Below are 22,665 nucleotides of genomic sequence, written 5' to 3'. Positions count from 1 at the left end.
TGCTGCCTCCCGTAGGAGTTTGGGCCGTGTCTCAGTCCCAATGTGGCCGTACACCCTCTCAGGCCGGCTACTGATCGTCGCCTTGGTAGGCCGTTACCCCACCAACTAGCTAATCAGACGCAAGACCATCTTTCACCGAAATTCTTTGACCTTCCCAACATGCGTTAGAAAAGTATCATCCGGTATTAATAGCCGTTTCCAGCTGCTATCCCGGTGTGAAAGGCAGGTTTCTTACGCGTTACTCACCCATCCGCCACTGTCCTGCACTATCTTCCCCCGAAGGTTCCGTCAGTGCATTCTCGTTCGACTTGCATGTGTTACGCACGCCGCCAGCGTTTATCCTGAGCCAGGATCAAACTCTCAAAATAATGTTTTGAGAGCCAATATCTTGACTCTAAATTTGTTGTTTGAATTATTAAACTCAAAGTTATTCACGTATTCACTTTTGAAGGTTCGCGCTCTCCCTTTTTGGGAGTGCTTGAATAGTTTATCACGCCGTAAAGGGCTTGTCAAGAAAAAGTAAACTTTATTTTCACTTTTCTCGTCGCCTGTTCTTTTTGGCGCGACTTGAGTATATTACCACCCCATTTTGTGTCTGTCAACACTAATTTTTATTTTTTTGAATATGCCGTTTCGAAGGCGCCTGTGGAGGCGTTATTCGTCGCTTCCTGTCTCATCTTGTATCAGAGCTGCAGAAGTGTCTTTCGGTCGATCAAAACGAATCATGCTCAGGATCAGGGTCAAGCTCATCATAAGTGCTGCAAAGAGCCCATAAACAGGAACTTCTTGAAGGATATTGAGCTGAATCAGCGCAGCGATGCAATAGAGATAAAGGGCGCCCCACGTGAATAGTAAGACTTTATCTTTTTTCGCTTCCCACGTTATGTTTTTTCGGTGACGCACCAAATAAAGGACGATACGAAAAAAAACGGTCATCCAAATGAGCACAAATGCCAGAAAGCTAAACCACTCATCGCTCCATCGATCCAGCCGTAAGGAAATGGTGGATGCGATTCCCACAACGCCAACGCCGGCAACGCCAATCAACACGGCGCTACCCAAGGCGCGAAGTACGGGTTTTTCACCCTTTTCCTGCTGAGCAAGCCAAAGATAAACAATGGTTGGCGTTTCAAAAAGATAGCCAAGAAAATTGACCCAGATAACGCTCATAAACAGATGATGACTGATTTCTAACGTAATGGGCCGACCATCCCAGACCCAGAAGCCGCCATTAAGACGAATGGCTGCAACATCCAAAAAAAGGTCCAACGAAACAATCAGCCAGCCGGATAAAAGTGCCGTCTTTCTCTTCGATAAGGAAAACTTCTTTGCGATCCGCCAAGCACATACCGCCAGAGCACCCCACATCAGTCCTCCGAAAAAGGGAAATTGGTATGGTTTCGGTCCGATCTGAATGAAAAAATCATTGCTATAATGGTAAATTCCGGTAAGGCGAACCGCCAGTAATTCCAAGGCAAAGCCCGCAAAAGCCGCAGATAGAAATAGAAAAAACTCATTCTTCTTGTTATTTCGAATTAGATCCACGAAAAATACAATGGCAATGGCATAGCAAAGAAGTTCAAACGATTGAATCCAATTCATTTTTTGCCCTCCTTCTAGAAAACAAAAGGAGCAAATAATTCATTAACCAACTCCATTGTTCCTTCGCTGTCGACGACATAATAGCTGACATCGTCAATCATTTCCCCGTCGCCGGGGATGGTGTGCAGTTCCATGTTGGATAATCCGGAAAGCATCATGCCGGGCAACTTCGGCAGCATCGGAAGCGCCGGAAGATTCGTCTTGGCATTTGTGCGGAAGGCGTGAAGCACAAACGGATAGCGATAGAAATGAAGCGGTGAAGCTACCTGCTTCGCCGTTTCCTGAAGAAAGGCCTGTTGCGCTTGAACCCGGTCAAGATCTCCATTCACATAACCTTGACGATGCCGTAAAAAGCTGAGCGTTTCTTCCCCATCTAACACATGATCGCCAACGCGATGCACCTCGCCCCTTACAGGTGCCGCCTCCTCGGGAACGGTATAGCGCACGCCTCCGGCTGCATCCACGACCGCCTTCACCGTTTGATAGTCCACCTCAATATAATAGTCCAGGTCAATGCCGAGAAAATCGCGTATGGTCTGCATGGTCAATTCGATGCCGCCATAAGCATGCGCATGGTTAATCTTATCGGGTTCCCCATCAACATAGACGCGCGAATCACGCGGAATAGACAATCCAATGATACGGCCTTCCCCGAAAGCAAAGCGCAGCAGCAAGAGAGTATCCGTACGTTGCGGTTCACCGGTTCCGGTGTCATCCACGCCGGCCAAAAGAACCAGAAGATCATCCTGAATCGGCGCAAGCGTATTGCCTTGCTCCGCTGCCGGTATCGGCAGGTTTTCCTTCTCCTTGTCCCACAAATAAAGATAGGCAACGAGCACGATGACCGCTGCGACAAGAAGAAGGAGAAACATGCGCAACAAACGACCAAGACAGCTCTTCTTTTTCCGCGGCTTTTCGGCATCGCTATAGTATTTCTCCGGATCCGCATCACGATAGACGCGATGCGCTTCCGACTTCTTCTGCTTTTTATCCGCTTGGCGTCCGGCCTTCTCGGCACGCATGGCGCGACGCACGTCCTCAACCGTTAACGGCAACGTATCGTCCTCATCATGCTGTCCATACGCCCGATTTTCCACAAAATGCGGATTTCCACCCCTCCCGTAAGCACGCTGTGTGCGGGGGTCCTCTTCATTACGATACGCGTTCATTTTTCCTCCAGCATAGACGCTTCTTCGAGTAAACGACGCATACGGTGCATGACGCCGGACTTACTCAAAGGTGGATTCATGTGCTCTCCAAGTTGCCTAAGGTTGGCCATGGGATGTTCCAAGCGCGCTCGTGCCACCGCACGCAACGATTCCGGCAAACTGTCCAGTCCCCGTTTTTCATCTATATAATGGATGGCGCGAATCTGTTCCAACGCTGCTTGATACTGCTTGTCCAAGTTTGCTGCTTCGGCATTGGATTTCCGATTGATTGTGTTTTTGAGCTCTTTTTTGATCTTGACGTTTTCCAGCGCCAACATGGCCGCCGAGGCGCCAATAGCAACCATCATGTCGGAGATCGCCTCGGAATCTTTAAAATAGTATACCGTAAGCGCACCGCGTGTGGTCTGCTTGACCGGCAAGGAAAGCGTATGAAAAACGTGCGCTAAAATTTTCCCATCCAAATCGTTCTTCGTCACCACTTCCAAGTGGTACGACTTTTCCGGATCGACAACGGAGCCGGCCGCTAAAAATGCGCCTCGCAAGTAGGCTCGTGCATTCGCCTCAACGCGAAGACGACCGAAAATAGCTTCCAGGCTTTGCGTCGCATGACCGAAAAGATCCACCCCGCTCTGTGCTAAAAGCGCTTCCGTCTCTTTTTCCGGAAGATCCATATAATACACCGGGTTTTTTTGCAGGCGATCATCCTGCTGGGCGCGAATCTCGCCTTCCGTTTCCAATAAAAAACGCGACAAGCCGGCTACACAGCCAATCACCTCAGGGTGTTCCGAAAAAAAGCGAAGATGATGTCCGTCGCGATTAATCACCATGGCCGCGTTTAGGCGCGCCATAGCCGATAGTTCAAGAAGCGCTTCTATTTTTGAATGCACAGGCAAACGAGCACACTCGGTTTTGGTATCGTAAGAGAAACTCATGATTCCGTCTCCCGGGAAGGAGGAGTCTTCTTTTTCGAACTCGAAGAGCCGCTAAAAGCTTGGCGTACCATGTTGCGTTCGGAATCATGCCGCAACAATTTCACTGCTTTTCGCCAAGGCATGAAGGCCGAGTCGCAAAACCCCTCTTCTCGTTGCGGCTTCATGGTGCCGCCTTCTGCCGTCATCGTATAATAATGAACGGTTTTATGTACTTCTACGCCGTTCGGTTTGGAATAGTTATAGCGCACAAACCCGATATAGTCTCCTACGCGGCAAGCAAGGCCGCTCTCTTCATTAACCTCACGCAGGGCTGTCTCTTCCAGCGTTTCACCTTCTTCGATTCGACCTTTCGGCAACACCCAATCTCCACGGAACTTGCGCAGCACAAGCACTTCTCTTCCCTTGATAATGACGCCGCCGGCGCTCGTTTCCTTCATCGCAGCCCTCCTTTCTGTGCGGATTCTTTCCAATACCGACGATCACGGTGCGATACATTGACTCCCTGATACCGCTCACTGAGTTTTTGGCCCAGCATCTCCGCCATCACCACCGAACGATGGCGTCCACCGGTGCAACCCAACGCAACCGTAAGTGTTCGCTTTCCTTCGCGTATGTAGAGGGGAATTAAGAAGGATAACAAATCCAGCGCTTTGGTCAAAAACTGCGTTGTCTCTGGGAATTGCAGCACATAATCCTGTAACGACGCATCCAGTCCCGTCAATTTACGCAAGTCCGCGACATAGTATGGATTGTTCACGAACCGCACATCAAAAACCAAGTCCGCATCCAGAACGATTCCGTGCTTGTATCCAAAGGAGATGACGGAAATCAACAGGGCAGGCTTTTCTCCTGCCGGCAGGAACAAATGGTCGATCTGTTCCTTTAGTTCCCCTAACGTTTTGTCCGTCGTATCGACCAGAACATCCGAAGTCTGGCGTAAATGCGCCAAAAAATTTTTTTCTCGCTGAATGCCGTCAAAAATATTGCCGGCCTTATCCATGGGATGCGGCCTGCGCAATTCTTTGTAACGACGCACCAGAGTCTCGTCGGAAGCGGTGAGAAACAGGGTGGTGACCTCCATATCCTTTTCTTTTTTCAGTGCTTCGACGGTAGATTGCAAGTCTTCAAAAAAAGCGCCACCGCGAATATCCACGCCCAGTGCAACTCGAGTCATCGGCTTCGAGGCGCTTCTGGTCAAATCAAGAAAGTTGTTAATGAGACGGGGAGGAATATTATCCATGCAATAGTAGCCCATGTCCTCAAATAAGCGCAGGACGGAGCTTTTTCCCGCACCGCTCATACCGGTCACAATGACCATTTTCATGATGTCCACCTCCTTCCGCCGTTTTCCTTCTCAATGTCAGCCTCAATGTCAGCGCGAAACATAGGTTTCTTCTTTTCCTTCGTACCGAATGTCTATTCTTTTCCGATAATGCGTACTTCCGGTTCCAGCTCTACGCCGGAAGTTTTCTTGACCGTTTCCTGCACATAGTGAATCAGATCCAGCACATCGCGAGCTGTCGCTTCGCCATTGTTAATCAAAAATCCACAATGTTTTTCGGAAACCTGCGCACCACGAATGGCATAGCCTCTAAGCCCGGCTTGCTCAATGAGTGCCCCGGCAAAGTGCCCCTGCGGACGTTTAAACGTAGATCCCGCGGAATATTTATCCAGCGGTTGTTTTGTTCGACGGCGCAAAGCATATTCTGCCGCTCTTTCCCGAATTTCCTTCGGATCACCCGGTTGCAGCTCAAAGATCGTCTCTGTAACCACCATGCCCTCGCGCATCATTCGTGATGTACGATAGCCCATGTCCATTTCATCTCGCGTTAGCGTACACAGCGTATTATCTTTCTCTATCGCATGCAAAGAGTGCAATACGTTCTTCATTTCGTGTTCATAGGCACCCGCATTCATAATGACGCCGCCGCCCACCGTTCCCGGAATTCCCGCAAGTGCCTCCATTCCGGTAAGACCGGCTTCAAAACTGATCTGTGCAACTTTGGCCACCGCAGCGCCAGCCTGAGCCGTGACCACATTGCCTTCTACCGTCACGTCCGAAAACGCCGGCCCCATCTTCACGACAACGCCATCAATCCCGCCGTCACGTACCAACAGATTTGATCCGTTTCCGATAACCATAAACGGGATGGCGCTGCTACGTAAATAGCGAATGGTGCGCAGCGCTTCCTTCTCGGAAGTCACTTCGATTAACAGATCGCACGGACCACCCAAATGAAATGTGGTCAGCGAAGACAGGCATACCCCCTCTGTAGCAATGCCGTACGCCCCCGAGCACAACTCCGCACGCTGATTCTCCTTGATCATTCCCTTGCCTCCCTATACTCATATGTCATAAGATTACCCTAAAAAGAGCACCAAACACAAGATTTGTGCTCTCGACCGTCTGCTGTAGTGTAATGAAAGAAACGGGACTTAATCATTAAATTAGCTGTTATAAGGAGTCTATTATGGAAATTAAAATAGGAACTTTGCTACGAAAAAAAATTGCCCCTTGAAGATAACGTCTTTTCCTATGGAAAGGAGAGTTATGACCTGTCCAGAATCTTGGAAATCACATATTCCTTCCCATTAGCTACAAAAAATGGATTACTAGAAATCATAATTGATAAATATAGCAACATTCCCAAGATTATAGATTTTAATAAAAAGCAATGTGATGGGGTGATTAAATTCTTAGCCGCTTTAGGAGAAAAAGGTATTAATTTATTTCCGAAGGATAAAGCAGCTTGTGACTCTCAAATAGCTCGAGATTATCCACCAAAAATTACATGTCCGAGGTGTGGAAGCGATCAGATATCTGTAAATGCCAAAGGGCTTTCGATCGGACGTGCTGCAGTTGGAGGCTTTCTTGCCGGTGGTGTCGGTGCAGTCCTAGGGGGACCGTCTTCAGGAAAAGTGAAGATCTCTTGTCTTAAGTGTGGGCATTCATGGATTGCTGGAAAACGCAGGTAAACTGTCTTACTTTCAGTTTTTCTGTTTAGAATTTAGAAGTTTACGCTGCGAAATATTATAAATATGATTTTAAATATTTCCTCCTTCTTTCTTTTTGCTTCATGAGCCGACTCCTTTGGTAGACTGATCTGCATCTCTGTGATTCCACTGTTATTGTCAGAAAATCACAGAGCACATCCGAAAGGGATGTACTCTGTGATTCTTTTCTGACTCTTCTTACAGGGAAACTGGATTGAACAAGACGGATCAAACGATTTTTGACGCCGATAGACGTCTACATGTGCTTGGAGTTCGCTAAAGAGCGAAGATGTATATTAGATCGATTTTCTTCCACCTCATTTTAACTACAAATTAAACGCACTATCGCTCTTGACACGCTTTGATTTCGCTGATTAGCTTTGGGATAATAATGTTTAAGTCACCGACAATGCCGAGATCTGCTATCTTCATCATGGGACAATTTGCATCCTTGTTTATAGCAATAACAAATTCAGAATTTTCCATTCCTGCCAAATGTTGGATCGCACCAGAGATGCCACATGCGATGTAAAGTTCCGGATGGACGTTTTTACCGGTCTGACCAACTTGAAAGTCTTTTTCCAGCCAGCCATTATCGACAGCGATACGAGAGGCTGCGACTTCACCATCAAGCGTCAAGGCAAGATCACGTAGCATTTTAAACCCTTTTGGTCCGCCTACTCCACGCCCTCCAGAAACAATGACTTTTGCCTCAGTGATATCTTTGACTTTTTTGTTATTGTTAATAATGCTTAGGATCTCAACATTTTGATCGCTCATTTTTAAGCCGGGATCGATAGTGACAATCTCGCCTTTTCGCTGTTCATCTCTTGTGGGTACTTTCATCACTCCAGGTCGGATAGTTGCCATTTGTGGAGAATATTTGCGACAAACAATTGTAGCCATAACGTTCCCACCAAATGCAGGGCGGGTCATTTTTAGATACCGATCAGATGTATCGAGCGAATTAATTCGTTCCGGCTGTAAAGACAGAGATGTTGAGGTTCGAAGATATTCTTGATACTCTTTTACATCAATATCTAAGCGAGTGCAATCTGCAGTTAGACCAGTATGAATGCGAGCAGCAAGACGCGGTGCCAAATCTCTACCAATAGATGTCGCGCCAAAAAGCACAGTGTGGGGGTCATAGCTTTTGATGATATATTCGACTGCCTTGACATAGGGCTCAGTTGTGTAATTTTCTAACACAGCATGATCAATGACGAAAACCTTGTTAGCCCCGTACTGTATAAGGTCCTCAGCTTGATCTTTAATGTTATGACCAAGTAGGACTGCAACAACTTGCTGATTGATCTCTCTGGAGAGTCTGGCCGCTTCACCGATAATCTCATAACTTACCTTTTGGATAACACCACCGCGCTGTTCGACGATTACAAAAATATCTTTTCTCATTGCTTTTCTTCCTCTCATTAGACGAAGTGACGCTGGATTAGCGTTCCTATGATAGCATCGATTGCTTCGTCAGCAGATACATTATTTAAGATAGTGCCGGGGGTGTGCAAATGTTTGCCAAATGAAAGGAACACATTAGTAGGAGAACCGCTAAGTCCAATAAAATCAGGATTGAAGTGTTCTTTAAGATCATCAAATCCCCAAATGGTGACGTTTTTTTTGTAAGCATCAACAATTCCTTTTATACTCATATAACGTGGTGAGCTCATCTCCGAGAGCGCTGTTATCAGACAAGGGGTATTAACTTTGAGAATGTACGTTTGATTTTCAAATTGACGCTCAACAATCAGGTAATCTTCTTCAACTTTAATGTCCTTTGCATAACATATTTGTGGAATATGCAACTGCTCTGCAATTTGCGGACCAACTTGTGCGGTATCACCATCAATTGCTTGACGCCCGGTTATAACAAGATCAAAACCGATCCTAAACAGAGCGGAAGAAATGATTACTGCAGTAGCATAAGTATCGGACCCACCAAACCTACGATCAGATAGAAGATATGCGTGATCTGCGCCCATAGCTAGAGCTTCTCGCAAAGCCCTTTCCGCCTGAGGAGGGCCCATGCAGACAACAGAAACGGTTCCTCCAACTTGTTCTCGCAACTGAAGCGCCTTTTCAAGGCCAGCTTTATCATCATGATTGATAATCGATGGAACACCTTCGCGAATTAATGTATTGGTTTTGGGGTTTAGTTTTACCTGAGTGGTATCTGGCACCTGTTTGATACAAACAACAATCTTCATTTTCTAGAACGTTCCTTTCTTATCTTAACTTCATAGAACTGGAGATTACCATTTTCATAACTTCGCTGGTGCCCTCATATATTTCAGTAATTTTAGCATCGCGATACATGCGTTCAACCGGATACTCTCGGCAAAATCCATAGCCTCCAAAAAGTTGAATTGCAAATCGAGATGCTTCAACAGCAACTTCAGATGCCATTAATTTTGCCATGGCAGCCATATGCCCAAACATCTCAGTATTATCTTCAGCTACTGCTGCGCGCCATGTCAGTAGACGAGCGGCGTCGATTTTGGTTTGTATTTCAGCAAGCTTGAATTGCGAATTCTGAAAGGAAATAATATTCTTTCCAAACTGCTTCCGCTCCTTAGCGTATTTAATAGCTTCATTGAGTGCACCTTGTGCAATTCCAACAGCTTGTGCAGCAATGCCGATACGACCGCAATCTAAGGCTGACATTGCAATTTTAAAGCCACTTCCTACTGGTCCAAGAATGCGGCCACTATCGACCCGAACATTGTCATATGAAACGATACAGTTAGAGGCGGCTCGAATGCCCATGCGCTTGATATTATCGCTGATAGTTATACCGTTTGACCTTTTAAGATCGACAATGAAAGCTGTCATCCCCTTGTAAGCTGGAACATTACGATCAGTGAGCGCAAAAACAATGCAAGTATCAGCAAAGCCTGAATTAGTCGTAAAAATCTTGGATCCATTTATGACCCAACTATCTCCGTCTTGGACAGCGGTGGTTTCCGCTCCTTGTACATCAGAACCTGCGCCAGGTTCAGTAAGACCATAGCAACCAATTTTGGTACCGTTGATTAAAGGACGAAGATATTTCTCTTTTTGTTCCTCTGTGCCAAAATTGTTGATACATGAGCAGCAAAGGGAGGTATGGACAGATAAAGTAATGCCTGTGCTAGCGTCAACTTTTGAAATCTCTTCTATGCATAATGCATATGCTAAAGTATCGCTCCCCTCCCCTCCAAATTGCTTTGAATATGGAATTCCAAAAAAACCGTATTTTTGCAACTTTTGTAGTAGAGCAGAATTATATTCTTCCTTTTCATCCATCTCTGCGGCTAATGGTTTGATTTCGGTTTCCGCAAAGCGACGGAATAGCTCCTGTTGGAGTAGATGCGAATTATCCAGTTTGAAATCCATCGTTTTCTTTTTCCTCCTATAAGCAATGGAAAACAGTTATTAAAGATTAACAATCAATACAATGTATTACTGCTTTTCATACGCTCTAATTTGTTACAAAAAGGCCCTGTTGAATCCGCCACTACCAATGTGTCGAGATAAAACGAAATTCTATATTAGTCCAAGTTTTTTTGCTTGAAAATGCAGTTCATCCCTAAATTTAGGATGAGCTACACGAATAAGCGCCAGGGTACGTTCTTTTGTTGACTTACCAACTAATTTAGCCACTCCTTGTTCGGTTACAACATATTCAATTAATGTCCTCGGAAGACTGATAGGCGTTCCAGGCTTGAATGAGGGTGTAATCTTTGAGAATTTTCCGTTTCTCGTCATAGATTCGAGTACGACAATCGATTTTCCCTCAAGATTTGCTGAAGCTCCTGAAGCGAAGTTGCAGATACCTCCCATGCCACTATGCTGCTTGCCTTTTAAAAATTCTGAGTTGGCCTGGCCAAGAAGATCAACTTCTACAGCATTGTTTATTGCGGTCATTCGGTGTTGTTCATATATTGTTCCTGGATTAAGCACAGTTTGACAGCTGTTAAGCTCGAGGCCAGGGTTATGTGCTGACCAAGAGAAGAGGTCAGGAGTCCCTACCATCTGGGTAAAAACAGATTTTCCTGGCTTCATACTTTTGTATGCGTTTGTAATTACCCCCTTGTTCGTAAGGTGCATGAGAATATCGCCATAGACTTCAGTATGGACGCCAAGATCATGTTTTCCTTCGAGAAACATCATAGAGGAGGAATTCAGGCGACCGAGTCCGACCTCAATGGTAGCCTCGTTTGGTATTAGCTCCGAGAGATAGCCACCGATAGCCTTATATGTCTCAACACTTTTTTCATCGATATCTATGGGTACATTCATGAGTTCATAGTCTTCACCTTCATCCACAACATAATCAATCTCGCTAATGTGGATTAAATTACTACCATATATGAACGGGAAGTTAGCGTTTGTTTCAGCAATAACAAGTTCTGCATTATCACATGCATGGCGAATGAAGTCTGTGCATGTACCCATGGACATATAGCCATATGCATCTGGCTTAGAAACCTCAATCATCGCAACGTTGCTATCGAGAGCAGAGGTAGCCGTTTTATCATACATCCAGTATTCACTTGGAATAAAGTCTACTCTACCTTGATCATACAATGAGTAAGAACTGTCATTGAGAAAACTGGTTGCAGGACGAAAACCGTGGCCCACATTTTCCTCATCTACAAGGAAATTAATGATAGGAGCATAATAGTAGACGCCATTTAAATCAGAACGCTTGGAAAGTTTGCGAAGGATACCACGACACTCGCGATTACCTGTCATGATGCGATCACCGTTTTTGATAAGGGTCGCAGCCTGATCCAAACTTACAATTTTTCTTTTATATTCCTCTTGCCATGTCATTACCTATAACCCCCTATTGGAAGTCACTGTTTTTCGTCAGTTTCTGCTTCCGATTTCCATGCGAGGGCAGCTTTAAGGCCCTGTTCATTAACAATTTTATTGAACTCCGCCTGTTCTTGTGTTTGATTGATTCTGCATAGATTGAACATCTCAGCAGCAAAGTCCATTGCGTTGCGCATGCCCATAATTTCATAGGTCTTATTAATCTCGTATTTGAGCATTCGGATTGATTCAGCAGGTTGGTCCGCTAGACGATTAGCAAGTTTCATTGCTTCTTCGTCCAACTTATCAGCGGGAACAACAAAGTTAACAACGCCTGCTTCTTTTAGGTCTTTCGCACTCATGAAGTCACCTAAAAAAACCAATTGTTTAACGCGATTCATTGTCATCTTCCATGGTTCGACTAGTACATTATTAATGTAAGAATATTTGAGTTCAGGCTCACCGAACATTGCATCCTCAGAAGCAATAAGAAGGTCACAAAGAAAAGACATCCAGACACCGCCACCAATACAGTAGCCCTGAACAGCTGCAATTACAGGCTTTTTTGCTTCCCAGATCGACCGAAAGTTGTTAAGTTCCATCAACGAATTTTCCCGTCGGGCGGGTACGTCTATAATTGGTGTTTCAATGCTTTCTTTTAGGTCAAATCCAGCAGTAAAAGCTTTGTCTCCAGCAGCGCAGAGAAGAATTACATTGGTTTTTGGATCAGCATCAGCCTTGCGAATTATATCACCGAAATTTTCTACTAACTCATTGTTTAAAGCATTTCGAACTTTTGGACGGTTCAGCATGACCTTTCCCACTTTGCCTTCGCGTTTATATACCAAAACTTTTTCACTCATAGTGGCACTCCTTTTCTTTATTCTTGCATAGAAATTCATAAAGTTGCTAGTAATAAAACCAGCTTATATCAAACGATGATTAAACATCTGCAAAAGAGTCATAGACATATTCTTGCTTTGATAAGGTTCGCTTTTTCTAATTACAATGAAAAGTATATGTAACCAGGAAAAGAACTCTTGCGTTAAAAATACAGCCGAACTATGCTGGCATCAGGTTAATCTGATGCCAGCGTCAGCACATGCAAATTAAATCTTTTGAGCTTGATCTTTCGGTTGTGTTAATAAGCTCACAACAACAAAAGCAATCAGTGACGGCAGTATTGGGAATATTGATGCAAACGGCAAGGCTACACCACAAAATTTATAGAGAATAACAAAGAAGATTCCCACAATGGAAGAGGCGATAGCGCCCGCTTTTGTCGCTTTTTTCCAGAAGATGCCCCCTACAACCATGACCAGCGTGCCAGCACAAAGGAATGTATAAGCGTAGGAGAGCAAGCTTGTAATCATTTCTGCGCCAAGAGCGATGTAGAGGGTTATAAGACCAGCAACAAGAGTAATAACTTTGCCCAGCTTAGCGAGCTTTTCTTGACTGGCATCTTTATTGATGAACTGGCAATAAATATCTTTTGTGGCAGAAGCGGTGACATAAATGAGCTGAGAATCGACAGTGGACATAACCGCAGCCATCAATGACGCAATCATTAAAGCACCGATAAACGGGGGAAGAGCCTCCATCATGACTTTGAAAATAATCATGCCAGAAGGTACATCGGGAAAGAGAGCTTTTCCATACATTCCCATTAAAACTGGAAGGATAACAAACGGCAAGAGAATAATCCCGCCCCATAGAGCAGAGTGGAACGCAGTTTTTTCATCTTTGGCAGATGTATTGCGTTGGAAAGAAGCGCAGGAGATTAGACCGTAAAGCATACCAGGCACAGCGTTCATTACAATTGCTTCAGGATCTGCATTGAAAAGTCCCCATTCTACAGGCTCAAGTGTTGCATGCATTAATTCAAAAGCACCAGAACTAAACATATACCCTAGGGCTATTAAGGTGCAAGAAAAGATAATGCCAACTTGAATAACGTCCGTCATCATTACACCCCACTGGCCAGACATAGAAGCATAAATAAACACCACTACCGTACAGAGAATGGCTCCAACTATAGGATTTAGGCCGAGATATTCAAATAAGTTTTTTCCAGCAACGATTTGTCCAGCCATAATGCTGACCGCAGCCGCGCAGTTGATCACAGCATATATCGTTCCACAAGTCCGACCGCCATAATTCTTGTCAATGACCTCCGACAAAGTCAGACAGTCTTCCCTTTTCATACGCTTCGCCATGACTAGAGCATAAATTATGTAACTCAAACACGCTCCAACACCATACCAAACGCCAGCAAGGCCATAAACAGCTCCATTTTGCGCCCCGCCGACAACGACACCATTTCCGATATGGGATCCAATATAAGATCCGCAAACGAGTAGAAATGAACCTTTTTTTGCAGCAGTAACATATTCATCAAAATTGTCAGATTTGCTACGGCCGAGCCAGCCAATGAACAGCATAGCAGCCATGTACACGGCCAGTACTACAACGATGAGGGTAAGATGATCCATATTTTTCCTCCTAAAATTCTATTTGTAGCATTTGGGTGACGTTTTGCTATAGACGTAAATCGTCTTTGGAGTGACTTTTCTTAATGCTTCAAGATGCTATATTTTTGGATGAGCTTTTCATCAACATCAATACCAAAACCTGGTGTCTGTGGCATAGGAATGCAGCCATCTGTTTTATCCAATAGTAAATTTCCTTTTGTTATGCCTTGAAATACCTCTGGAGTAAGGACTGGTGGGTCACAAGGATATTCTAGCCATGTAAAATTAGAGTAGGAGGCAACCAGATGCATGCTTTGCAGCACACCTGTTCCAGGAATATAAGCATGTGGATTAACGATCTTTCCACAAGCATCGGCTAGTGCAGCAATCTTTCGGATATAGCTGATGCCCGTGCTCATGGTACAGTTGGGCTGTAAAATGTCGTAGCATTTTTTCTCAAGCATGATCTTAAAATCGGGTAGACCAATATTAATTTCGCCACCTGCTATGGCAATATCCACTGTTTCGTTTAATCTAGCGAGTCCATCGAAATCATAACGCCAAAGTGGCTCTTCTAGCCATGTGCAATTTAACTGTTCCATTTCGCGAGCAGTTTCGAGCGCACGATTGTAGCTCCAGACTGGAGGAAAAGAATGATAGTTGCGCTCACAAGCAGTTCCCTGATTCGCATCAGCCATAATCTCTAACTTGTCACCGACAGCCTTACGCACCGTTTCGATGATTGCAATGTCGTCCCGTATCTTCTCATTTGACAAACGAACTTTGACTGCTCGAAAACCCATTTCAACAAGGCGCTGAGCATCGTCATAGCGCTCTTCATTTGAGCGGATCTCGCCCCATGCAGCATATACCGGAATACGATCACGAAAGGCACCAAGAACTTTATAGGTTGGCATTCCTGCTTTTTTGCCGACAATATCCCAGCACGCATTTTCAATCACCCACGGTCTTGTAGCAACGCGAGCGACATTTCGAAGTTTAAGCATAATTTTTTCTACATCTCGGGGATCTTCGCCAATGAGAAACGATCTTGCATAATCGATGGTGCTGCATATAATTGGAAGTATTCCATGTGGTGCTTCCATGCAGGAGTAACCAGTGATTTCTTCGTCCGTATGAACACGGACGAGAAAGATTATTTGTCCATTCTCCGTATTACCAGGATACCATGTTGGATGAAATGGCCTTGAATAAGGAATTTCGACGCAATCATAGGTGATATCTTCGATTTTCAAGAAAACCAGCTCCTTTCCTTTAATTTATATTTTTAAAAAAGAATTCTTTTTTTATTACTTTATAGTAATCGTATCAATTAACATTTCCGCTGTGAAACAGTAAATTTGCGTCAATGTACAACATAGTGTTGATTCATTTGTTGTATTTCCTGTTATAACTTGCTATACTTTAATAAGGAAGATTGAATATTTATACGTGTTATTCAGGGGAAATAAAATGACATTTCGACAGTTGAAATATTTTTCAGTGATTTTTGAATCGAAAAGCTTGGTGAAGGCTTCATCAAAGCTCTATATTTCCCAGCAAGGTCTCAGTCGTATTCTGATGACACTTGAGTCGGAAATTGGTCAACTGTTTTTTCGTAAGCATAATGGCTTAGAGCCCACGCCATTAGGAACGATGCTTTACGTTGCATGTCAGCCTGTACTACACGAGATGAGCGAACTAGAACAAATAGTTTCTGGTTTTTCACGATTATCGTCTAAGCGAATGGAGATAGGTTTAATTGGTGGTACAAGATATCTAAACTCTATAAACATTCGTGAAATTTGGAGCAAGAAATTTCAAAGCAGTTATCCGGATACTCGGTTGGAGGCGAGAGAGCTGAGTTATGCGCAGGGACTTGAACTGCTCAGCGAAAACAAACTTGACATGATTACATATTCGGATTATATATCTTCAAGTGATTTTGTTCAGATTGATTTAAAAACATGGGATCGCGTTTTATTGGTGCCAAAGGGGCATCCTTTGAATAATAAAAAGAGAGCTTCTCCGAAAGTGTTAAAAAATGAACGTCTTATTCTATACATTAATGAGCGCGCCAATCAAAGTCTTCTGCAATATTGCAAACAAAACGAGTGTTATCCAGATGAAATTGTGTACTTGAGTGATACTCTTTATATGTATGACGCTTGTCAGAAAGAAGGCTGTCTCGGCCTTACCATCAATGAATATTACACTAATTCTCTTCTTCCACAGTTTTCTTCGCTTACTGTAAAACCGTTTACAGAGAAATTCTTACCTTATACTGTTTCTGTTCTATTCCGAGAAGACCATAAAATGGCGAAAGTTTTTTATGCTCTTGCTGACGAGTTGAAAATTTTTTTTGCAAATTGTATCAGATGATCTTAGTTATTATAAGGCTACAAAAGCCAGTAGTGTTTTGGATGTTTTGAGATAGAAAGGATCATGGTTTTATGATGTATAAAAAACTTGAAAAGGCTTTACACACCGTCGCACAAACTTCATTAGCATGCTTGCCTACACCTTTTCAACGCTTGAAACATTTGGAAAGTCAGTGGGGATATCCTGATATTTTTATCAAGCGTGATGATTTAACCGGGCTAGGGCCAGGAGGCAATAAACTTAGGAATCTAGAATTTCTTTTAGGAGATGCATTATCACTGAAAGCTGACATTATCCTTGCATCTGGACCAGTTCAATCCAACCTATGTTCGTTAGTTGCTGCAGCCTGCGCAAAACTTGGTCTTAGATGTGTATTGGTACATAACGGAGAAAAACCACTACGCAGAGAGGGGAATGTTCTTCTTAATCACTTACTCGGCGCAGAATCGTACTATTTAGGCAAGGTTTCTTCGCAGGAACGCGACGCTTACGTTAATTCCTTGGCAAAAAAGCTCTCCAAGGGATGCACGCCCTATGTCATTAAAAATGGTGGAACCAGTGGACGTGGCGTGCTTGGTTATGTTAAGGCAATCTCTGAATTGTATCATCAAGTTGAGACCGTCGGCCTTCCTGGCCTAACAGTCTTTATTCCAGCGGGCAATGGTGGAATAGCTAGTGGACTGATTTATGGGAACACTTTATGTAATTTACCTCTTCGTATCGTCGTTGTCAGTGTTGAAAATGATAAAAATGTTTTGACAGCTAACATCGAACACACGATTCATGAAGCTGAAAGTCTACTAGGCTTACCTTTCCTCAGCGAGCTAAAATACGTATGTGAAATAACAGATCGATATAGAGGAGATGGATGGGGAATAAACACACCGGAAAGTAGCAAGATCATTGCTGAGTTCTCAAGTACGGAAGGAATTGTGATTGAAAATGTATACAACAGCAAAGTACTTGTTGCGATGCATGACTATATTCGTTCGGGTAAAGTTAAAGGCCCTATTTGCTTTCTTCACACCGGTGGGTTTGGGTCGTTATTTTCTCAGTATTAAGATGACAAAGAAAGAACAAAAGGTTATTACGAAAGATCTTCTTTTCATATCGCGTTATGATTATACAAGACAAAGTTATGTTAACATGACGAAAAACCATACACTAACTAAATATTCTTTTCCAGCGTCTTCTTGGGCTATTCCGGACTCAAATAGCGCCCTCCAACTCAGCAAGGTCTACGCGATTGCATAAAAGCATACAGGCAAGCATTTGGTATTTACGATGACCAAATACTTGCTTGTACGCATCTATCTCCTTAATAATAAGCAACGGCTTATAAAATCGATTACATTATTTTCCTTAAAGTTCACAATTCGGCACACCATGGTTTTCAAAAACCAATTTTAAACCAATTTTGCAGCCCTCTGTCGCAAAGACGATTTCGGCCGCTTTAAGCTCAAGGGCCCGTGCCTCTTCGATATTGTTTTGTGTAGCCTTTCGAACATACCGTTTCCTTGAAGCATAGGCAAAAAAATCACCGAGCGTATCCTTTTTGGATACGCTCGGTGTTTTCGTTTCTTTGTCGATCACAAATGTGATGCGCGTCTTATGCTTAGTACTCAATCGCCGCTAAGCGCTTGTAATTCTCGTAACGCTCTTTGGCTGCTTTTTCCGCTGCAATGTACAGTTCGTTGGCGGCATCCGGGAAGTTGCGTTTGAGAGAGGAGTAACGAACCTCGCCCATCAGGAATTCTTGGAAGTCGGCCGTAGGCTCTTTGGAGTCAAGCTGGAACGGGTTCTTTCCTTCCTGTGCGAGCAGCGGATTGTAGCGCCACAGATGCCAGTAACCGGCTTCAACCGCCTGCTTCTCGCGTTCCTGGCTCTTACCCATGCCGATGCGGATGCCGTGGTTGATGCACGGTGCATAGGCGATGATGAGGGACGGGCCGTCGTAAGCTTCTGCTTCACGCAATGCCTTGATCGTCTGGTTCTGGTTCGCACCCATAGCGATTTGCGCAACGTACACGTAACCGTAAGTGGACTGCATGAGGCCGAGATCCTTCGACTTGATGCGCTTACCAGAAGCGGCAAATTGCGCAATCGCGGCGAGCGGCGTAGCCTTCGAGGACTGACCGCCGGTGTTGGAGTAAACTTCGGTATTCATAACGAGGATATTGACGTCTTTGCCCGAAGCAAGGACGTGATCCAATCCGCCGTATCCGATATCAAATGCCCAACCATCGCCACCAAAGATCCACTGCGACTTCTTGGTCATGTAATCTTTAAGATCCACAATTTCATCGAGGAGTTTTTGTCCCTCGGCATTGTTCACGCCGGCCTTGGCTGCCTCCAAGATGTCAGCCGTAGCGGCTTTCGAGGCGCGATAGTCACCCTTGTCTTCCATCCAAGTCTTAAACAGGTCGTTAAGTGGCGAGTCAATCTGCAAATCAAGGAATTGTTTCATCTTGGTTTCCACCAGATCGCGGTTGGATTCCGTCGCCAGCAACATACCATAGCCATATTCCGCAGCGTCCTCAAAGAGCGAGTTGCCCCATGTCGGACCGCAGCCGTTGGCATCGACCGTATACGGTGAAGACGGTGCCGAAGCGCCCCAAATGGAGGAGCATCCGGTTGCGTTTGCGATGAGCATACGGTCACCGAAGAGCTGCGTCAAAAGACGTGCATACGGCGTTTCGCCACAGCCTGCGCAGGCGCCGGAGAACTCCAACAGGGATTGTTTGAACTGTGATCCCTTGACCGTGGTATCCGGCATAACATCTTCTTTATAGCCCACCTTCTCATGCGCATATTCCCAGAAGCCCTTTTGTGCTTCATATTGCTCTTCGAACGGCTTCATGACAAGCGCCTTGGTCTTGGCCGGGCAGACATCCGCGCAGTTTCCGCAGCCCGTGCAGTCCAGCTGAGAAACCTGAATGCGGAAGTTGAGTCCTTCCATTCCCTTGCCAATGGCTTTCTTGGAAACAAAGCCCTCCGGCGCGTTCTTCTGGTCTTCTTCATTTAACAGGAACGGACGGATGACTGCGTGCGGGCAAACATACGCGCACTGGTTACACTGGATACAGTTGTCAATCTGCCATTCCGGAACATAGAGGGCAATGCCGCGCTTCTCGTATTGCGAAGTACCGGCATCCCAGTGTCCATCTTCACGTCCGACAAAAGCGGAAACCGGAAGATCATCACCTTCGTTGCGAAGCATCGGGCGAACCACTTTCTTAAAGAAGTCGGGCGTACCCGAAAGATCTACTGCCTCGTCCTCGGCATTCGCCCAAGCGGCCGGAATGTCCACCTTCTCGAGCGCTTCAATGCCCAGGTCAACCGCTTTGTTATTCATGTTCACAACGTCATCACCCTTATGGCCGTAGGCTTTAACGATGGAATCCTTCAAATGCGCAACCGCTTCATCAATAGGCAGAACACCCGAAAGTTTGAAGAACGCCGATTGAATAATCATGTTGGTGCGATTGCCCAGGCCGATATCCTGCGCCAGTTTGGAGGCATTAATGATATAGAACTGAATGTCCTTTTCAGCTAAATAGCGCTTCATCTGTCCCGGAAGATGTGTTTCCAATTCGTCCTTCGTCCATGTACAGTTGAGCATAAACACGCCGCCCTGTTTAAGGCCACGGAGCAGATCGTATTGATGGACATACGCCTGTTTTGAGCAGGAGACAAAATCCGCTTCATCCAAAAGATAGGTGGAACGAATCTTATTCTTGCCGAAGCGCAGATGCGAAATGGTCAAACCGCCGGATTTCTTCGAGTCGTAGAAGAAATATCCTTGCGCGTTCTGATCGGTGTTGTCGCCGATAATCTTAATGGCCTGTTTGTTGGCGCCGACCGTACCGTCGGAGCCGAAGCCCCAGAATTTGCAACGTGTGGTTCCCTCTTCACGAATGTGTAAAATTTCCGACTGATCCAGGGAAAGATTGGTCACATCATCTTCAATGGAGATGGTGAAGTGGTTCTTGGGTTCATCTTTTTCCAGGTTGCGGAATACCGCAAGAAGATGCGTCGGAATCGTGTCCTTAGAGCCCATGCCGTAGCGTCCGCCGACGACCAGCGGATGAATATCCGAATCGTAAAGCGCAGCACGAACATCCATATAAAGCGGTTCACCCAGCGCACCCTTTTCTTTCGTGCGGTCCAGAACGGCAATCTTCTTCACGTTCTTCGGCAACGCTTCAAGGAAGTGTTTGCGGCTGAACGGACGATAGAGACGTACCTTAACCATGCCGAGCTTGTTTCCCTTTTCCGCCTCAGCATCAATGACCTCTTCCATGGCCTCGCAGGCGGAGCCCATCAGCACCACGACGTTTTCCGCTTCGGGATCGCCGTAGTAATCAAACAGATGATAGGAGCGACCGGTCTTTTCGGAGACCTTTTTCATGTTCTTTTCCACGATGGGGATAATGTCTTCGTAGAAACGGTTCGAGGCTTCCAGGTTCTGGAAGAAAATATCCGGCGACTGGGAGGTGCCCATCGTCTTCGGACGATTCGGATTCATCGAACGATCACGGAACGCCTGAATTGCCTTGTGATCCACCATATCATCCAAATCTTTGAAATCCCAAACCGCGACTTTGTTAATTTCATGTGATGTACGGAAGCCGTCAAAGAAATGGCAGAACGGCAGAGAACCCTCAATAGCGCTCAAATGCGCTACCGCACCCAGATCCATGACTTCCTGTACGGAGCTTGAGCAAAGGAATGCGAAGCCGGTCATGCGCGCCGAGTTGATGTCGGAATGATCACCGTAAATAGAGAGCGCATGGCTGGCTACAGCACGTGCAGCCACATGGAAAACGCCCGGCAGATTCTCACCCGCAATCTTATACATATCCGGAATCATCAGCAATAAACCCTGTGAAGCCGTATAGGTGCTCGTCAGCGCACCGGCGGCAAGAGAACCGTGTACAGCGCCCGCCGCACCGGCTTCGGACTGCATCTCCACCACATGCACCGGTTTGCCGAAAATGTTGTTCATCCCATTGGCTGCCCAAGTATCGACGTGCTCCGGCATCGGGGACGAAGGGGTGATCGGATAGATCGTCGCCACTTCCGTAAACGCGTACGAAACATAGGCGGCAGCTTCGTTGCCATCCATTGTTTTGAATTTTTGGACCATAGTTTCTCCTGACTTTCTGTGCGGCCATCCTGCCGTTTTCTGGGGAAATCCCCACTGTTCTCCATCTTTTTGAACTATCTTAAAGTATAAAATAAAGCCGTTCTTCCGTCAAACTTCCGCCCAATATGCATCCGCTTCCTGCTCATTTGTGTGCCATTTTCCGCGATTTCCCACCGCTTTCCCGATTTCTGCACGACCCTATTGCACGCCCTCTTCGCGCGCCTGGCGGTTTGATTCTTCAATCAGGCGATTGTTTAACTCCAATGCGGCGTTATATCCCATTTGTTTGAGACGGTTGTTGCGCACCGCCACTTCGATAATCATGCCGAGATTTCGTCCCGGTTTCACCGGCACGGTAATCGCCGGAAGACGAACGCCTAAAATTTCGGTATATTCATCCGCAATGCCGAGACGATCGTATTCTTTCTCGTCCTGCCAGTCCTCAAGCATAATCACCAGCTCGATTTCCGTTTCTTCCTTTACCGAGCCGATGCCGTAGAGACGGCGAATATCCAAAATCCCGAGACCGCGAATCTCCATGTAATGCCGAATGTTCTCCGGGGCCTGTCCGATCAAGCTGTTGTCCACACGCGTCAGTTCCACCACGTCATCCGCTACAAGACGATGTCCCCGAATAAGCAAATCCAACCCGGTTTCCGACTTTCCTACGGCGCTCTTGCCTCGAATGAGCACGCCCGTACCGAAAACATCCATTAATCCGGCATGCACGGTTGTGCGCGGTGCCAGCAATTTTTCCAGTTCCTGATTCATTTTCGCAACCAGCTTTGTCGTTTGCAGCGGCGTGCGCAAAATCGTCTTGTTGTAATAATCGGCTAAGTCCAAAATATCGTCGGTGATCGCCTGATCATAGGAGTAAATGAGCGCCGGAATGGGATAGGAAAAAAGCCCCCGGAAACGCTCATAGCGCAGCTGCGGAGAAAGCTGCATATAGTAAATGTATTCTACCCGGCCGATAATCTGTAGGCGTCCCCAGGGAAAATTCTCCATGAAGCCCGCAAGTTGTAGACCCGGGCGGTTAACATCCGCGCCCTTGATGATGATGTCATCATAATCTGTCGAGCGCGACACCACTTCCAACCCGGTCTTCTCCACCAGTTCGGCCAATTTTACGGTTCGATTTTCGCTCTCCATGA

The 22,665-nt window shown here is 45.6% G+C and carries 19 protein-coding genes and 1 rRNA gene (1 of these 20 running past the window's edge); 3 read left to right on the top strand and 17 right to left on the bottom strand.

The window, feature by feature from the left end; translation table 11 throughout:
* From BN3910_RS07430 to murB, 7 genes are all read right to left on the bottom strand, one after another.
* Positions 1-368 (bottom strand): 16S ribosomal RNA (locus tag BN3910_RS07430) (it extends 1,156 nt beyond the left edge of the window).
* 286 nt (positions 369-654) lie between these two features.
* Positions 655-1,602, bottom strand: a complete 948-nt coding sequence (locus BN3910_RS07425; protein WP_075968015.1) for a DUF422 domain-containing protein — start codon at positions 1,600-1,602, stop codon at positions 655-657.
* A 14-nt stretch (positions 1,603-1,616) separates the two neighbouring features.
* A complete protein-coding gene (locus tag BN3910_RS07420; protein ID WP_066926114.1) occupies positions 1,617-2,771 on the bottom strand; it encodes an LCP family protein in 1,155 nt (384 codons plus the stop codon).
* On the bottom strand, positions 2,768-3,703 hold the full coding sequence (whiA, locus tag BN3910_RS07415) for a DNA-binding protein WhiA (protein ID WP_066926111.1): 936 nt from the start codon (positions 3,701-3,703) through the stop codon (positions 2,768-2,770). Before whiA ends, BN3910_RS07420 begins: the two co-directional genes overlap by 4 nt.
* Entirely contained in the window at positions 3,700-4,140 is a 441-nt protein-coding gene (locus BN3910_RS07410; RefSeq protein ID WP_066926108.1) for an NUDIX hydrolase, read from the bottom strand. Before BN3910_RS07410 ends, whiA begins: the two co-directional genes overlap by 4 nt.
* Positions 4,137-5,027 (bottom strand): RNase adapter RapZ, encoded by an 891-nt coding sequence (rapZ, locus tag BN3910_RS07405; RefSeq protein ID WP_066926105.1) that lies wholly within the window; start codon positions 5,025-5,027, stop codon positions 4,137-4,139. The genes BN3910_RS07410 and rapZ overlap by 4 nt, the downstream gene beginning before the upstream one ends.
* Before the next feature lie 92 nt (positions 5,028-5,119).
* Positions 5,120-6,031: a UDP-N-acetylmuramate dehydrogenase gene (gene murB / locus BN3910_RS07400; RefSeq protein WP_066926102.1), complete on the bottom strand. Its 912-nt coding sequence runs from the start codon at positions 6,029-6,031 to the stop codon at positions 5,120-5,122.
* A 180-nt stretch (positions 6,032-6,211) separates the two neighbouring features.
* On the opposite strand from murB, the gene BN3910_RS07395 reads away from it, so the two are divergent.
* Positions 6,212-6,679 carry a hypothetical protein gene (locus BN3910_RS07395; protein WP_148417357.1) on the top strand — a complete coding sequence of 156 codons (468 nt, stop codon included), beginning with the start codon at positions 6,212-6,214 and terminating at the stop codon, positions 6,677-6,679.
* Between the two features lie 360 nt (positions 6,680-7,039).
* On the opposite strand, the gene BN3910_RS07390 is transcribed toward BN3910_RS07395, so the two are convergent.
* The 7 genes from BN3910_RS07390 to BN3910_RS07360 all read right to left on the bottom strand — a co-directional run bounded on the left by BN3910_RS07390 (position 7,040) and on the right by BN3910_RS07360 (position 15,236).
* Positions 7,040-8,110, bottom strand: coding sequence for an electron transfer flavoprotein subunit alpha/FixB family protein (locus tag BN3910_RS07390; protein WP_066926096.1), 1,071 nt, complete (start codon positions 8,108-8,110; stop codon positions 7,040-7,042).
* A gap of 17 nt (positions 8,111-8,127) precedes the next feature.
* On the bottom strand, positions 8,128-8,916 hold the full coding sequence (locus BN3910_RS07385) for an electron transfer flavoprotein subunit beta/FixA family protein (RefSeq protein ID WP_066926093.1): 789 nt from the start codon (positions 8,914-8,916) through the stop codon (positions 8,128-8,130).
* A gap of 19 nt (positions 8,917-8,935) precedes the next feature.
* Entirely contained in the window at positions 8,936-10,084 is a 1,149-nt protein-coding gene (locus BN3910_RS07380) for an acyl-CoA dehydrogenase family protein (protein WP_066926090.1), read from the bottom strand.
* 150 nt (positions 10,085-10,234) lie between these two features.
* Positions 10,235-11,527 (bottom strand): acetyl-CoA hydrolase/transferase family protein, encoded by a 1,293-nt coding sequence (locus BN3910_RS07375; RefSeq protein ID WP_066926086.1) that lies wholly within the window; start codon positions 11,525-11,527, stop codon positions 10,235-10,237.
* Positions 11,528-11,550: 23 nt separating this feature from the next.
* Positions 11,551-12,372, bottom strand: coding sequence for an enoyl-CoA hydratase/isomerase family protein (locus BN3910_RS07370; RefSeq protein WP_066926083.1), 822 nt, complete (start codon positions 12,370-12,372; stop codon positions 11,551-11,553).
* Positions 12,373-12,618: 246 nt separating this feature from the next.
* The gene (locus tag BN3910_RS07365) at positions 12,619-14,001 is read right to left on the bottom strand and encodes a sodium:solute symporter family protein (protein WP_066926081.1); all 1,383 of its coding nucleotides are present in this window, start codon (positions 13,999-14,001) and stop codon (positions 12,619-12,621) included.
* Between the two features lie 80 nt (positions 14,002-14,081).
* Positions 14,082-15,236, bottom strand: a complete 1,155-nt coding sequence (locus tag BN3910_RS07360) for a mandelate racemase/muconate lactonizing enzyme family protein (protein WP_066926077.1) — start codon at positions 15,234-15,236, stop codon at positions 14,082-14,084.
* A gap of 217 nt (positions 15,237-15,453) precedes the next feature.
* On the opposite strand from BN3910_RS07360, the gene BN3910_RS07355 reads away from it, so the two are divergent.
* Positions 15,454-16,362, top strand: a complete 909-nt coding sequence (locus BN3910_RS07355) for a LysR family transcriptional regulator (RefSeq protein ID WP_066926074.1) — start codon at positions 15,454-15,456, stop codon at positions 16,360-16,362.
* A gap of 71 nt (positions 16,363-16,433) precedes the next feature.
* The gene (locus BN3910_RS07350; protein WP_066926072.1) at positions 16,434-17,423 is read left to right on the top strand and encodes a 1-aminocyclopropane-1-carboxylate deaminase/D-cysteine desulfhydrase; all 990 of its coding nucleotides are present in this window, start codon (positions 16,434-16,436) and stop codon (positions 17,421-17,423) included.
* A 301-nt stretch (positions 17,424-17,724) separates the two neighbouring features.
* Here BN3910_RS07350 and BN3910_RS07345 read toward each other — a convergent pair whose 3' ends face one another.
* The 3 genes from BN3910_RS07345 to hprK form a co-directional block, all read right to left on the bottom strand.
* Positions 17,725-17,955 (bottom strand): hypothetical protein, encoded by a 231-nt coding sequence (locus BN3910_RS07345; protein ID WP_148417356.1) that lies wholly within the window; start codon positions 17,953-17,955, stop codon positions 17,725-17,727.
* A 22-nt stretch (positions 17,956-17,977) separates the two neighbouring features.
* Positions 17,978-21,511 (bottom strand): pyruvate:ferredoxin (flavodoxin) oxidoreductase, encoded by a 3,534-nt coding sequence (nifJ, locus tag BN3910_RS07340; protein WP_066926067.1) that lies wholly within the window; start codon positions 21,509-21,511, stop codon positions 17,978-17,980.
* A gap of 198 nt (positions 21,512-21,709) precedes the next feature.
* Entirely contained in the window at positions 21,710-22,663 is a 954-nt protein-coding gene (hprK, locus tag BN3910_RS07335; RefSeq protein ID WP_066926064.1) for an HPr(Ser) kinase/phosphatase, read from the bottom strand.
* Between the last annotated feature and the right edge of the window lie 2 nt (positions 22,664-22,665).

Source organism: Murdochiella massiliensis, from assembly GCF_900059565.1.
GTDB classification, from domain to species: domain Bacteria; phylum Bacillota; class Clostridia; order Tissierellales; family Peptoniphilaceae; genus Murdochiella; species Murdochiella massiliensis.
The sequence above is the reverse complement of the archived record's forward strand: the minus strand, read 5'-3'. Positions and strand labels throughout refer to the sequence as shown.

Bases quoted from the DNA above. Each gene is read 5' to 3' on its own strand.
- BN3910_RS07425 (WP_075968015.1), bottom strand. From the start codon at position 1,602: ATGAATTGGATTCAATCGTTTGAACTTCTTTGCTATGCCATTGCCATT.
- BN3910_RS07420 (WP_066926114.1), bottom strand. From the start codon at position 2,771: ATGAACGCGTATCGTAATGAAGAGGACCCCCGCACACAGCGTGCTTAC.
- whiA (WP_066926111.1), bottom strand. From the start codon at position 3,703: ATGAGTTTCTCTTACGATACCAAAACCGAGTGTGCTCGTTTGCCTGTG.
- BN3910_RS07410 (WP_066926108.1), bottom strand. From the start codon at position 4,140: ATGAAGGAAACGAGCGCCGGCGGCGTCATTATCAAGGGAAGAGAAGTG.
- rapZ (WP_066926105.1), bottom strand. From the start codon at position 5,027: ATGAAAATGGTCATTGTGACCGGTATGAGCGGTGCGGGAAAAAGCTCC.
- murB (WP_066926102.1), bottom strand. From the start codon at position 6,031: ATGATCAAGGAGAATCAGCGTGCGGAGTTGTGCTCGGGGGCGTACGGC.
- BN3910_RS07390 (WP_066926096.1), bottom strand. From the start codon at position 8,110: ATGAGAAAAGATATTTTTGTAATCGTCGAACAGCGCGGTGGTGTTATC.
- BN3910_RS07385 (WP_066926093.1), bottom strand. From the start codon at position 8,916: ATGAAGATTGTTGTTTGTATCAAACAGGTGCCAGATACCACTCAGGTA.
- BN3910_RS07380 (WP_066926090.1), bottom strand. From the start codon at position 10,084: ATGGATTTCAAACTGGATAATTCGCATCTACTCCAACAGGAGCTATTC.
- BN3910_RS07375 (WP_066926086.1), bottom strand. From the start codon at position 11,527: ATGACATGGCAAGAGGAATATAAAAGAAAAATTGTAAGTTTGGATCAG.
- BN3910_RS07370 (WP_066926083.1), bottom strand. From the start codon at position 12,372: ATGAGTGAAAAAGTTTTGGTATATAAACGCGAAGGCAAAGTGGGAAAG.
- BN3910_RS07365 (WP_066926081.1), bottom strand. From the start codon at position 14,001: ATGGATCATCTTACCCTCATCGTTGTAGTACTGGCCGTGTACATGGCT.
- BN3910_RS07355 (WP_066926074.1), top strand. From the start codon at position 15,454: ATGACATTTCGACAGTTGAAATATTTTTCAGTGATTTTTGAATCGAAA.
- BN3910_RS07350 (WP_066926072.1), top strand. From the start codon at position 16,434: ATGATGTATAAAAAACTTGAAAAGGCTTTACACACCGTCGCACAAACT.
- nifJ (WP_066926067.1), bottom strand. From the start codon at position 21,511: ATGGTCCAAAAATTCAAAACAATGGATGGCAACGAAGCTGCCGCCTAT.
- hprK (WP_066926064.1), bottom strand. From the start codon at position 22,663: ATGGAGAGCGAAAATCGAACCGTAAAATTGGCCGAACTGGTGGAGAAG.